13 protein-coding genes and 2 pseudogenes are annotated in these 12,412 nt (G+C 69.1%); 13 read left to right on the forward strand and 2 right to left on the reverse strand.

Going from position 1 to position 12,412, the window contains the following annotated elements; translation table 11 throughout:
* The first annotated feature begins 29 nt into the window (after positions 1-29).
* Together OG817_RS09555 and OG817_RS09560 are read left to right on the forward strand one after the other, a co-directional pair.
* The gene (locus OG817_RS09555; RefSeq protein WP_406053323.1) at positions 30-1,397 is read left to right on the forward strand and encodes a replication-associated recombination protein A; all 1,368 of its coding nucleotides are present in this window, start codon (positions 30-32) and stop codon (positions 1,395-1,397) included.
* Complete coding sequence (locus OG817_RS09560; RefSeq protein ID WP_406053324.1) at positions 1,394-1,702, forward strand: nuclear transport factor 2 family protein; 309 nt, start codon at positions 1,394-1,396, stop codon at positions 1,700-1,702. The genes OG817_RS09555 and OG817_RS09560 overlap by 4 nt, the downstream gene beginning before the upstream one ends.
* A gap of 107 nt (positions 1,703-1,809) precedes the next feature.
* Here the strand turns inward: OG817_RS09560 and OG817_RS09565 are convergent, their stop codons facing one another.
* On the reverse strand, positions 1,810-2,418 hold the full coding sequence (locus tag OG817_RS09565) for a hypothetical protein (protein WP_406053325.1): 609 nt from the start codon (positions 2,416-2,418) through the stop codon (positions 1,810-1,812).
* A 220-nt stretch (positions 2,419-2,638) separates the two neighbouring features.
* Here OG817_RS09565 and OG817_RS09570 point away from each other — a divergent pair, with 220 nt between their 5' ends.
* From OG817_RS09570 to OG817_RS09620, 11 genes and pseudogenes are all read left to right on the forward strand, one after another.
* Positions 2,639-3,061, forward strand: coding sequence for a DUF948 domain-containing protein (locus OG817_RS09570; RefSeq protein ID WP_396393195.1), 423 nt, complete (start codon positions 2,639-2,641; stop codon positions 3,059-3,061).
* On the forward strand, positions 3,058-3,312 hold the full coding sequence (locus OG817_RS09575) for a DUF6167 family protein (RefSeq protein WP_406053326.1): 255 nt from the start codon (positions 3,058-3,060) through the stop codon (positions 3,310-3,312). Before OG817_RS09570 ends, OG817_RS09575 begins: the two co-directional genes overlap by 4 nt.
* 5 nt (positions 3,313-3,317) lie before the next feature.
* Positions 3,318-5,987 carry an alanine--tRNA ligase gene (gene alaS / locus OG817_RS09580; protein WP_406053327.1) on the forward strand — a complete coding sequence of 890 codons (2,670 nt, stop codon included), beginning with the start codon at positions 3,318-3,320 and terminating at the stop codon, positions 5,985-5,987.
* Positions 5,988-6,024: 37 nt separating this feature from the next.
* Positions 6,025-6,483, forward strand: a complete 459-nt coding sequence (gene ruvX / locus OG817_RS09585) for a Holliday junction resolvase RuvX (RefSeq protein ID WP_396393198.1) — start codon at positions 6,025-6,027, stop codon at positions 6,481-6,483.
* On the forward strand, positions 6,480-7,673 hold the full coding sequence (gene mltG, locus OG817_RS09590) for an endolytic transglycosylase MltG (RefSeq protein WP_406053328.1): 1,194 nt from the start codon (positions 6,480-6,482) through the stop codon (positions 7,671-7,673). Before ruvX ends, mltG begins: the two co-directional genes overlap by 4 nt.
* Positions 7,673-8,497: a shikimate dehydrogenase gene (locus tag OG817_RS09595; RefSeq protein WP_406053329.1), complete on the forward strand. Its 825-nt coding sequence runs from the start codon at positions 7,673-7,675 to the stop codon at positions 8,495-8,497. Before mltG ends, OG817_RS09595 begins: the two co-directional genes overlap by 1 nt.
* Complete coding sequence (locus OG817_RS09600) at positions 8,484-8,813, forward strand: twin-arginine translocation signal domain-containing protein (protein ID WP_406053330.1); 330 nt, start codon at positions 8,484-8,486, stop codon at positions 8,811-8,813. Before OG817_RS09595 ends, OG817_RS09600 begins: the two co-directional genes overlap by 14 nt.
* The gene (locus OG817_RS09605) at positions 8,753-9,262 is read left to right on the forward strand and encodes a BBE domain-containing protein (protein WP_406053331.1); all 510 of its coding nucleotides are present in this window, start codon (positions 8,753-8,755) and stop codon (positions 9,260-9,262) included. The genes OG817_RS09600 and OG817_RS09605 overlap by 61 nt, the downstream gene beginning before the upstream one ends.
* 40 nt (positions 9,263-9,302) lie before the next feature.
* Positions 9,303-10,336 (forward strand): annotated as a pseudogene (locus OG817_RS09610) (DUF2330 domain-containing protein).
* An 11-nt stretch (positions 10,337-10,347) separates the two neighbouring features.
* A complete protein-coding gene (locus OG817_RS09615; protein WP_406053332.1) occupies positions 10,348-11,055 on the forward strand; it encodes a prepilin peptidase in 708 nt (235 codons plus the stop codon).
* A 70-nt stretch (positions 11,056-11,125) separates the two neighbouring features.
* Positions 11,126-11,200, forward strand: a pseudogene (locus OG817_RS09620) (BBE domain-containing protein); the annotation flags it as partial.
* A gap of 60 nt (positions 11,201-11,260) precedes the next feature.
* On the opposite strand, the gene OG817_RS09625 reads toward OG817_RS09620, so the two are convergent.
* Positions 11,261-12,382, reverse strand: coding sequence for an ADP-ribosylglycohydrolase family protein (locus OG817_RS09625; protein WP_406053333.1), 1,122 nt, complete (start codon positions 12,380-12,382; stop codon positions 11,261-11,263).
* Between the last annotated feature and the right edge of the window lie 30 nt (positions 12,383-12,412).

Below are 12,412 nucleotides of genomic sequence, written 5' to 3' on the forward strand. Positions count from 1 at the left end.
GTGTCGGTGCGGTTCGTTAGGCTCAGGGCGTGAGTGACGGTCTGTTCGATCTGCCAGGTGCGCCTGCCCCTGCTCGTGGGGGTGGCAGCCTCGCCGACGTCGACCACACTGCCGCTCCGTTGGCCGTGCGGATGCGGCCGCGGAGTCTGGACGAGCTGGTGGGGCAGCAGCACTTGCTGGCCCCCGGGTCACCGCTGAGGCGGCTGGTCGAGGGTGACCAGCCGATGTCGCTGCTGCTCTGGGGTCCTCCCGGCACAGGCAAGACGACGATCGCGGCGGTCGTGTCGCATCAGACCAACCGGAAGTTCGTCGAGCTGTCGGCTGTCACCGCGGGCGTGAAAGACGTCCGGCAGGTGATCGACGGCGCGCGCCGTGAACTCTCCAAGCCCTCGGGTGCAGTGGAGACGGTGCTGTTCATCGACGAGGTGCACCGGTTCACGAAGGCGCAGCAGGATGCGCTGTTGCCAGGTGTCGAGAACCGTTGGGTGACGCTCGTCGCCGCGACCACGGAGAACCCGTTCTTCTCTGTCATCTCCCCGCTGCTGTCGAGGTCCTTGCTTCTCACCCTCGAGTCGCTCACCGACGACGACATCGCCGTACTGCTGGATCGGGCGCTGACCGACGAGCGCGGGCTGAATGCCGAGTTCGAGTTGGCCGAGGACTCGCGGGCGCACCTGCTCCGGATGGCTGGGGGAGATGCGCGCCGGGCGCTGACCTATCTGGAAGCTGCGGCCGGTGGTGCACGGGCCAAGGACGCCAAGGTCATCGACCTGAAGACGTTGGAGACGGCGGTCGATCGGGCCGCGGTGCGCTACGACCGGGCCGGGGATCAGCACTACGACGTGGCGTCGGCGTTGATCAAGTCGATCCGTGGTTCGGACGTGGACGCGGCGATGCACTACCTGGCCCGGATGATCGAGGCCGGGGAGGACCCGCGCTTCATCGCGCGCCGGCTGGTGATCTCGGCCAGTGAGGACATCGGCATGGGCGACCCGACCGCGCTCGGTGTCGCGGTGGCCGCGGCCGACGCGGTGCAGTTGATCGGCATGCCCGAGGCGCGGATCAACCTTGCCCAGGCAGTGGTCGCGCTCGCCCTGGCACCCAAGTCCAACGCGGTCATCATGGCCGTCGACGCCGCCATCGCGGATGTGAAGGCGGGGAAGGTCGGCCCGGTCCCTCCGCACCTGCGCGACGCCCACTATGCGGGGGCGAAGAAGATCGGCCACGGCAGCTCGTACCAGTACTCGCACGACGACCCGCGCGGCATCGTCCCGCAGCAGTACGCGCCGGACGTGATCGACGGCACCGACTACTACAAGCCCACCCGTCGTGGCGGTGAAGCGGCGTACGCGGACCGGGTCGCCAACATCCGCAAGATCCTGAGGGACCGCAAGTGAGCCGGACCACCGAGCACGTGGACGCCTTCAACCACGCCGTCACCAGCGGTGACTGGGACACGTTCGCCCAGCGTTTCGCCGCCGACGCCCGGATGTCCTTCGTAGGTGTCCCGGCCGGGCCGTTCGAGGGCCGTACGGCGATCGCCGCGGCGTACCGGGAGAACCCGCCGACCGAGACGATGACTCTCGAAGGAGCGGACGGCGACACCGTGAAGTTCCGCTGGGCCGGCGGCGACACCGGCACGATGGACCTCAGCTGGGCACCCGACGGAACCGTGCAGACACTCATCGTCAGCTTCGACTGAGTACGGCGGGGGCCTGCTCAAGCGGATGAACCAGGTCGGTAGGATTCCAGACGACCTGGGGGTGAAAGGCTCGTCGTTTTGAGGCAGTACAACCCTCCCTTCGCCCGTCATCGAAAAACCGGAAGACCGACCGCACTGAAGATCGCCGGACTCGCGGCGATCGTGCTGGTGCTGGCCGGCCTGCTGATCTTCGTGCCGTTCAAGTCACCTGACTCGACCAGCAGCACACCGCCGATTGCGGCGTCGTCGCCGAGCACGTCCACGCAGACGGCGTCCGAGTCGCCGTACGGCGACTTCACGGGATACCGGCCGCACTCCGGGCCGGCGAGTCCCACGCAGGAGCCCACGGCCAGCAAGGAGAGACTCGCCAACCCCGCGGCGGGTTGGTTCACCCCGACGCAGCCCGCGGCGACTCCGAGCGCACCTGAGCCGCCGTGGTCACCATCAGCGTCGCCGCGGTCGACCTCGACCGCGCCGACGAAGCCCTCCTCGACCCAGCCGCCAGGCCGGCCGGCCAGCCCTGCACCGTCGGAGCCGTCCTCGACCCGGCCGAGCACACCGACCCAGCCGACCACACCAAGCCCGAGCAGCCCGACCGATCCCGGCACCACTCCAACGGAGCCAAGCACCACTCCAACGGAGCCAAGCACCACTCCGACGGAGCCGAGCGCCACTCCAGCCGAGCCGAGCCCCAGTACGCCGGAGCCGAGCAACACCCACGCCCACCCGACGCCGAGCCCCTGACAGTGCCCATGCCAGTGGCCTTGCCAGTGGCCATGCCAGTGTCATGCCGGTGTCATGCACCCCGACCCCCGGATGACGCGGTTTGGTGGGCGACTGTGATGTGAGGGATGGTGTCCTGGAGCGGAGTGCGACTACGCCGCGCGATAAGGTCGGGCGGTCCACGTGGTCGCAACGGGAAGGTGGATCGTTTCCATGAGCGTCGGTGAAGTCGCCGGGTTGATAGCCGCCTGCGCGCTGCTCATCCTGGTGGGCCTGCTGGCCTATCCGATCCTGAAGCTGGGCAAGGTCTTCGACGAGACCCGGATCCTTGTGAAGGGCGTCTCCAACGAGACTGTCCCGCTGCTCGGTGAGGTGACCACCACCGTGTCGACGACCAACGCTCAGCTGGCCAAGGTCGACACCATCACCGACAACGCGACCACCGTGACCACCAACGCGGCCGCGCTGATGTCGCTGTTCTCGGCCACTGCCGGCGGCCCGCTGGTGAAGGCGGCCGCGTTCACGTACGGCGTGCGCCGCGCACTGGGCGAGAGCCAGCGCCGGGATGTGTCCCGGAGGGTGAAGGAAGAAATGAAAGCGGAGCGCAAGGCGCGCAAGCGGGGTGACGTCCGGTGAAGCGGATCTTCTGGTTGATCATCGGCATCGCTGTCGGTGTCTATGCGGTGACCCGGTTGAAGAAGCGGGCCCAGGTGCTCGCGCCGGAGGGCCTGCAGGAGTCCGCGGCCAAGCTCGCGGCGGCGGTCCGGCACTTCGGCGACGAGGTCCGCGAGGGCATGGCCGAGCGCGAGACGGAGCTGCGTGACGCGCTGGGCATCGACACCGCACCCAACCCAACTGACACGACGCAGCGTGAGGATTACCGGTAACACCCATGGAAACCAGTGAGATCAGGCGGCGGTTCCTGAAGTACTTCGAGGACCGGGGCCACACCGTGGTGCCCAGTGCGCCACTGCCGTCGCCGGACCCGAACCTGCTGTTCAACGTGGCCGGCATGGCCCAGTTCGTCCCGTACTTCGTCGGCCAGCAGACGCCGCCGTACCCGCGGGCGACCAGTGTGCAGAAGTGTGTCCGCACCCTCGACATCGACGAGGTCGGCAAGACCACGCGGCACGGCACGTTCTTCCAGATGAACGGCAACTTCTCCTTCGGCGACTACTTCAAGGAGAAGGCGATCGAGTACGCCTGGGACCTGGTCACCCGGTCCCAGAACGACGGCGGCTACGGCTTCGACGAGTCGGTCCTGTACGCGTCGGTGTACTACGACGACGACGAGGCGATCGACCTGTGGAAGCGGATCGCCGGTCTGCCCGACGACCGGATCGTCCGCCTCGGCATGAAGGACAACTTCTGGTCGATGGGCATCCCCGGCCCGTGCGGCCCGTGCTCGGAGATCCTGATCGACCGCGGCCCGGAGTTCGGCGCCGACCGGGACTGGGAGGCGGGCGACCGCTACCTGGAGTTCTGGAACCTGGTCTTCATGCAGAACATCCGCGGCGAGGGCGGCGGCAAGGACGGCTACGAGATCCTCGGCGAGCTGCCGAAGAAGAACATCGACACCGGTCTCGGCCTCGAGCGCGTCGCGTACCTGCTGCAGGGCGTCGACAACATGTACGAGATCGACGAGATCTACCCGGTGATCGAGCGGGCCGCCGACCTGAGCGGCCGAAAGTACGGCGCCGACCACGTCGACGACGTACGGTTCCGTGTGGTCGCCGACCACGTCCGCAGCGCGCTGATGCTGATCGGCGACGGCGTGAACCCTGGCAACGAGCAGGGCGGCTACGTGCTGCGCCGGCTGCTCCGCCGCGCGATCCGCTCGATGCGCCTGCTCGGCTACGAGGACCCGAGCCTGGTCGAGCTGCTGCCGGTCAGCCTCGAGCAGATGAAGAAGTCGTACCCCGAGCTGGAGCCCGACTTCGGCCGGATCAGCCAGGTCGCGTACGCCGAGGAGGAGGCGTTCCGGCGTACTCTCACGGCCGGGACGAGCATTTTCGACGTCGCCGTGCGCGAGACCAAGGCCGGCGGTGCGCACCAGCTCGAGGGCTCGAAGGCGTTCCAGCTGCACGACACCTACGGTTTCCCGATCGACCTGACCGTCGAGATGGCCGCCGAGCAGGGCCTGCAGGTCGACACCGAGGGCTTCAAGTCCCTGATGAAGGAGCAGCGCGAGCGGGCCAAGGCGGACGCGCGCGCGAAGAAGGCCGGTCACGCGGACACCTCGGGCTACCGGGAGCTGCGCGAGAAGGGCGTCACCGAGTTCACCGGGTACCAGGAACTGTCCACCGACTCCCAGGTCCGCGGCCTGCTGCGTGAGGGCGTCGTCTCCGACGCCGCCGAGCAGGGCGAGACCGTCGAGGTCGTGCTGGAGAAGACGCCGTTCTATGCCGAGTCCGGTGGCCAGATCGCCGATGAGGGCCTGATCGTGGCCGACGGCGTGAAGCTGAAGGTGCTCGACGTCCAGCGGCCGGTCAAGGGTCTGATCGTGCACAGGGTCGAGGTCGTCGAGGGAGTACTGCGGCCCGGCCAGGACGTGCACGCCGAGGTCGACCACGAGTGGCGCGTCTCCGCCTGCCAGGCACACTCCGGCACGCATGTCGTGCACGCGGCGCTGCGCCAGGTGCTCGGCCCGAACGCGCTGCAGAGCGGTTCCTACAACAAGCCCGGCTACCTGCGGCTCGACTTCGCCTGGTCGTCGGCGCTGGACCAGTCCACCCGGTCCGAGATCGAAGAGGTCGCGAACCTCGCCGTCCGCCAGGACCTCCCGGTCTCGGCGCAGTACATGTCGCTGCCGGAGGCAAGGGATTGGGGCGCGCTGGCGCTGTTCGGCGAGACGTACGACGAGTCGGTCCGCGTCGTCGAGATCGGCGGCCCCTGGTCGCGTGAGCTCTGCGGTGGCACGCACGTCAAGCACTCGTCGCAGGTCGGTGCGCTGACCATCACCAGCGAGGCGTCGGTCGGTGCCGGTGTGCGCCGGCTGGAGGCGTTCGTCGGTATGGAGGCGCTGCACTACCTCGGCCGCGAGCGCGCGCTGATCCGGCTGCTCAGCGAGAACCTGAAGACCCGCCCGGAGGAGCTGCCCGCGAAGGTGGCGGACCTGTCCGAGCGGCTGCGGGCCGCGGAGAAAGAGCTCGAGCGGGTCCGGGCCGGCCAGGTCCTGGCCGCCGGCGCCGAGCTCGCCGCGAACCCGAAGGACGTCTTCGGAGTCCAGTACGTCGGCCATCGCGCGCCGGACGGCGTGAACGGTGGCGACCTGCGCAAGCTGGCGCTGGACGTGCGCGGCCGGATGCCGGCCGACAAGCCCGCGGTCATCGCCGTACTCAGCGTGAACGACGGCAAGCCCGGCGTGGTGATCGCCCTCAACGACACCGCTCGCGAGTGGCGGCTGAAGGCGGGGGACCTGGTCCGGGTCGCGGCCGAGAAGCTGGGTGGTCGCGGCGGCGGCAAGGACGACGTCGCGCAGGGTGGCGGCACCGATCCGGCGGGCGCCGACGACGCGCTGAGCGCGGTGGAACACACCGTCGGCCAGCTGGTCACGGGTTGACCCTGATGGTCCGATCGGCACACCCGGAGGCACGCTGATGCGCCGGGGCGTGCGGCTCGCGCTGGATATCGGCGACGCCAGGATCGGCGTCGCCAGCAGTGATCCGCACGGAATCCTCGCCACTCCGGTGGAGACGGTCCGCCGTGGCCCCGGTGATCTCGATAGGATCGCCACACTCGCCGCCGAACTGGAGGCGTTCGAGATCGTGGTCGGTCTGCCCCGCTCCCTGTCCGGGGGCGAGGGGCCGGCGGCGGTGAAGATCCGGGAGACGGCGGAACAGGTGCGAGACAAGGTGCGGGAGGGGAACGCGGGGCCGGAGGTGCGGCTGGTGGACGAGCGGTTCACCACGGTGACGGCCGAGCGGATGCTGCGCGAACGGGGCAAGAAGGGTTCCAAACGACGCGCGGTGGTCGACCAGGCCGCGGCGGTCGTGATTCTGCAACACGCGCTCGACCTCGAGCGCGAGTCCGGCAACCCGCCCGGGAGGCCCCTGTGAACAGACCATCGCTGGACGAAGATCTGAACGAGAGCGAAGACCTGGGCGCCGGCCTCGGACTGCGGCCGGAGGGCCGGGTCGAGCGCCGGGCGAACCGCCGCAAGGCCCGCGCCCGGCGCGGGTTCGGCTGCTTCGCCGGACTGATCTCGCTGCTGGTCGTCGGCTCGCTGGTCGTCGGCGCTGTGATCGGCTTCGGCAAGGGCAAGGACGCGCTCGAGCAGATGTTCGCGGCGCCGGACTACAGCGGCGACGGCACCGGCTCCGTGGTCGTCGAGATCACCCAGGGCCAGAGTTCGCAGTCGATCGCGGACACGCTGGAGAAGAAGGGCGTGGTGAAGAGTGCTCGCGCGTTCGAGCGGGCCGCCCGCGACGATCCGCGGTCGCGTCAGGTGCAGGCCGGGACCTACACCCTGCGCAAGGAGATGTCGGCCAAGGCCGCGCTCGAACTGATGCTGAACCCGGCCAAGTCGATCCTGATCACCCGGATCAGCTTCCGCTCCGGCCAGACCAAGGCCGAGGTCAGCGACACCCTGCAGAAGTCGAAGCTCAAGCTGCCGGCCGGCGCCGCCGCCGCAGCGATGGCCAAGCCCGCCGCGCTCGGCCTGCCGGCGTACGCCAAGAACAACCCCGAGGGCTTCCTGTACCCGGGAACGTACGACATCCCGAAGGGTGCGACGGCGTACACGATCCTCAAGCTGATGACGGCGCAGTACGCGAAGAACGCGGCCGCGCAGGACCTGGTGAAGACCGCTCAGCGCAAGAAGCTGGATCCGTACCAGGCGGTCATCGTGGCAAGCATCATCGGTGCCGAGACCAACCGGCCGCAGGACTACGCCAAGGTCGCGCGCGTGATCTACAACCGGCTGCAGGCCGGGAAGATGCTGCAGATGGACTCGACCATCCACTACGTGGTCGGCAGGAACGGCGGGGTGTTCACGTCGTCCGAGCAGCGCGACATCGACTCGCCGTACAACACCTACAAGGTGAGAGGGCTGCCGCCGACGCCGATCAACTCGCCGACCAAGGACACGCTGCGGGCCGCGATCAACCCGGCCGCGGGTTCGTGGATGTACTTCACGCTGGTCAACCTGGACACCGGCGAGACGGCGTTCGCGAGCTCGGCGGACGAGCACCTGCAGAACGTGCAGAAGCTGCAGACCTGGTGCGCGGCGCACAAGGGCCGGTGCTGATGACCCGTTGTGCCGTGCTCGGTTCGCCGATCGCGCACTCGCTGTCGCCGGCGATGCACCGGGCCGCGTACGCCGGGCTCGGCCTGGACTGGGGGTACGACGCCTACGAGGTCGGGGAAGACGAGTTGCGCGCATTCGTCGCGTCACTCGGGAACGACGTCCGCGGGCTGTCGTTGACGATGCCGCTGAAGCGCGTCGCGCTGGACCTCGTCGACACCGTCGACCCTGTCGCCGAGCTGATCGGCGCGGCGAACACGATGCTGTTCGAGCCGGACGGATCCCGCTCGGCGCACAACACCGACGTCCCCGGGCTGGTGAACGCGTTCGCCGAGCGCGGGATCACCGCCGCGGATTCGGCCGTCGTGCTCGGCGGTGGCGCGACCGCCGCGTCCACGCTGGCCGCGTTGCGCGGACTGAAGGTCAGCGAGGTGACAGTCGTCGTACGCGACCTCTCGAAGGCCGAGCGGCTGCTGGACCTGGCGGCCGAGCTCGGGCTGAAGACCTCGGTCGCGGACTTCTCCCAGGTCGAGCAGATCGGTGGGTTCGATCTGTGCGTCTCGACGCTGCCCGGAGGCGCCGTCGATCCGTGGGCCCACCACTTCGCGGGAGTCGCGCCGGTGGTGTTCGACGTGGCGTACCACCCGTGGCCGACGCAGCTCGCGATCGCGGCGCACCGGATCGGTACAGAGCTGTTGAACGGCCTTGATCTCCTCGTGCATCAGGCGATCCTCCAGGTGGAGATGATGACCGGTAGGTCGCCCGCACCACTGGCGGCCATGAGGTCCGCTGCCCGTGAGGAGCTCGACGATCGTGAGCCAGCTTGACCGCCGGACGGTACTGAAGGCAGGCGGAGTTCTCGCCGCCGCCGCGCTGACAAGCTGCACCGACACCAAGGACGCCAGTGCCGGCGCCCCGAACTGGAACAGCCTCGCCCATTCACTGGCGGGCCGCGTGTACCTTCCTGCGTCGTCCGGGTACGCCGCCTCGCACCAGCTCTTCAACCCGCGCACAACGTCAGCGCGGCCGTCGATCCGGACCTGTTCTGGGCGCTGCGGGGGAGCGGCGGCGGGAACCTCGGGGTGGTCACGTCGTTCCGGATGGCCACGATCCCGGCCGCCAAGATCGGATTCTTCCGGTTGACCTGGCCGGAGTCGACGGCGGCGGCTGCGGTCCGCGGCTGGCAGAGGTTCGCCCAGACCGCGCCGGTCACCTCCTGGGGCAATCTGCACATCGATGCCCGGAGCAACGGAGCGCTGTCGATCCACGTGCTCGGGATCTCCACCACCGGCAACGCGTCGGCCGCCGCGGCACAGCTCGAGTCGTTTGTGGGGTCGAAGGCAACGGTCCGATCGATCACCGCGTTGCTCGGTGCGGTGAAGGCAGCCGCGCGGGCCAAGACGCCGGCGTCGGCGATCATCGACCCGCTTGGTGGGCAGGCGGCCAAGCAGCCGGCCGGCGGTTATGTGAACTACGTCGAGACCGGCCGCGCCGTGAGCACGTACTACGGTGCGAGCCTGGCGCGGCTGCGGACGGTCAAGAAGAAATGCGACCCGGCGAACTTCTTCCACACTGCTTACACCCTCGGCTAGCTACTCTCCCGCCATGAGATTGTGGCGAGTTCTCGCAGGAATGGTGGCGGCCGGATTCGTCGCGGCCGGCGTGACCCCCGCCTGGGCGTGCGCCTGCGGCGGCTACCTGCCCGACGCCCAGTCGCTCGCCCGGGCGTACGGCGAGAACGCATTCGTCCGGCACGACGCCGGCACCGAGCAGATCACGTTGTCGATGGCGATCAACGGGTCGTCGAAGAAGGCGGCCTGGATCATGCCGGTGCCCGCCGCGGCGAAGGTCGAACTCGGCGACACCGCGCTGTTCGACCGCTTGAACCACATGACCCGGCCGAAGGTGGTGGTCCGCAAGACCTACTGGCCGTTCCGCAACCTCGGAATCATGGCGGGCGGCGACACGGCCGGTGCCGCGGCACCGGCCTCCGGGGTGAACGTGCGCGAGCAGATGGTGCTCGGCCCGTTCCAGGTCGCGCGGCTCGGCGGCTCGACCGGTTCCGCGGTGACTGACTGGCTGCGCACGAACGGGTACGTCGTACCGGCTGGGCTGGCGGCGAACCTGACGCCGTACCTCAGTGAGAACTGGGAGATCGTTGCTGTGAAGCTGGCACCGCGGACCGACGGCGAGTCGATGAGTGGTGCGACGCCGCCGCTGCGGTTGACGTTCGCGTCGGACCGGATCGTCTACCGATGCGGCTGAGCAAGGGCGCGTCGACCGCGCAGACGGTCACGGTGTACGTCGCGTCGGCGCATCGCGTGGACGCGACGACCCTGCCGGACGCGGACGTGCGGCCGGAGCTGCTGTACGCCGGTCGGGTCCAGGACGACGCGATGACGGCGCCGGCCGACTTCCTGACGGCGTACACGGTTACCTACCGCGACCCGAGCAAGATCTCCAGCGACTTCACCTTCGGCCGGGCGGCGACCGATGAAGAGTTCCAGCGGATCGAGTACGTGACCCGCAACGACGGTTTGCTGAGCACGATCGGCGTCCTGTTCGGCGGCGTACTGCTGATCGGCGTCGGTGCGGCGGTGATCGCGCGGGTGCTGGTCCGGCGGTCGTCCACAGGCCGTCCGGGGCGACCGACCGATATCGTCTAGGCTCCTGGATCGTGCCGGCTGACAACGCGTTGCTCGCCGCAGGGGCCGGTGTGGTCCTCTGCGGACCTGCCGCGTTCGTGCTCGGTCCCTGGTTGCTGCGGCGGATCCCCGAGCCGTTGCTCGAGGAAGGCGATACCAAAATCCCGTACGCCGACCTGGCCGGGCCGCAGGCGGCGTACTGGTGTGGCGCCCTGGCGGCCGTGTCCGGTGGGCTGCTCGGGTGGATGCTCGGCACCTCCGCGGTGTTGCCGGCGTGGCTGTTGATGGCGATCTCCGGCGCGGTCCTCGGCTACATCGACGCGAGGACGCGGTTCCTGCCGTCGGCGATCATCTGGCCGACGTACGCCGTGGTCGGCGTCGCGCTGGTCGGCGCCTCGGCGGGGTCGGGGGACTGGGGTGCGTTACGCCGGGCCGCGATCGCGGGCGTGATCGGGTTCGTGGTGTTCTACGTGCTGTGGTTCGTCTTCCCGAGCGGGGTCGGATTCGGCGACGTCCGGTTGTCCGGGCTGCTCGGACTGGCGCTCGGCTGGCTCGGCTGGGGAGAGTTCGTCAGCGGGTTGTACGGCGGGTTCTTCATCGGTGCGCTGGTCGGGATCGTGTTGATCGTGGCAAGGGGGATGAAGCGCAAGCAGATGGTTCCGTTCGGGCCGTTCATGTTGATCGGCGCTCTGGGCGGCGTACTGCTCGGCGGTCCGCTGGAGCGGTTGTACGTCGGATAGCGTCCGCCGCGGTCGCCGGTGGTGCCGCGAGCGGTGCCGTCGGCGGCGGTGAGAAGATCGGGCCGGCCACCTGTACTACCTCGGGAACTACCCGCGGCTGCAGCAGCTCAAGGCGAAATGGGACCCGCGCAACGTGTTCCACCACAAGCTGGCCATTCAACTGCCGACCCCACCCCACCACCCCGGTCGGTTCAAGCGCGTTGATTCACCAGCCCGGGTAGCGGAATCGCCAGGGCGTCTCCGGTCCGTAGTCGCCGTGCAGGCGGCGGTTGCTGACGAACTCCAGGGCGAAGTCGTCGGCCAGCTGCAGCATGACCGAACGGCCCTCGACGGTGAAGACGAGCTCTGCGGGTAGGGCTGTCTCACCGTGGAGGGCACCCAGGATGTTGCCGCAGATCGCGCCGGTGGAGTCACTGTCGCCGGTGTGGGTCACCGCGAGTGCGAGGGCGTCGAGGAACTGTTCGGGCCCCGGGTAGGCAAGTGCCCCGTAGACGGCGATGGCCAATGCCTCCTCGGCGATCCATCCGCCGCCCAGCTCCTGCTCGATCGTCGCCGGTCCGTGCCTTCCGGCAGCCGCGGTACGTCGCGCCGCGGCGAGCGCCGTACTGGTCTCTTCGTTGCCTTCGTGCTGGGCGAGCATCGCCATCGTGGTGTCGAGCGCCGCATCGAGGTCGGCCCCGTTGCACACCTCGTGGATGATCGCGGCCAGGGCACCCGATGCGAGCTTGCCGGTCGGATGGCCGTGGGTGTAGCCGGCCGCGGTCGCGGCGGAGTCGAAGACCCATTCGGTGCCGTAGATCGCGGGCATCAGACCGAACGGCGCGACGCGCATCACGCCGCCGCAGCCCTTGGAGTCGTTGAGGGCCTGGTCGCCGAACTGCCGGATCTTCGGCTGGCCGTTGCGGGCCGACATCAGCGCGTTGAGGCACGTCGTACCGGGCGCACGTCGTACGTAGAGCCATTGCTCGGCCTGCAGCCAGCCGTCGCGCTCACCGCTCGGTCGGCGCAGGGTCTGGGTGTCGAGCCAGCGGTCGTAGGCATGGTGCAGCACGGCGACCGTGAAGCCGAGGCCGCGGTCGGTGCGCACGCTGGCCCGGATCAGTCCCTCGACCGTGAACAGGGTCATCTGGGTGTCGTCGGTGATCGTCCCCGGCGGCCAGCCGGCGTCGCCTCCGGCAACGAAGGAACGGACGCCCTCCGGGTGCTTGGCCAGGATCGTTGCGCTGTCCTGGAACTCGACCGGACCACCGAGCGCGTCCCCGATCGCCCCGCCCAGCAAGCATCCGCGGACCCGCGCCCGCCACGTCTCCTCCGCCGCCCGAGTCATGCCAGAACCCTATCGATGGTGGTGTCAGGG

Source organism: Kribbella sp. NBC_00889 (genome assembly GCF_045207705.1).
Taxonomy (GTDB): domain Bacteria; phylum Actinomycetota; class Actinomycetes; order Propionibacteriales; family Kribbellaceae; genus Kribbella.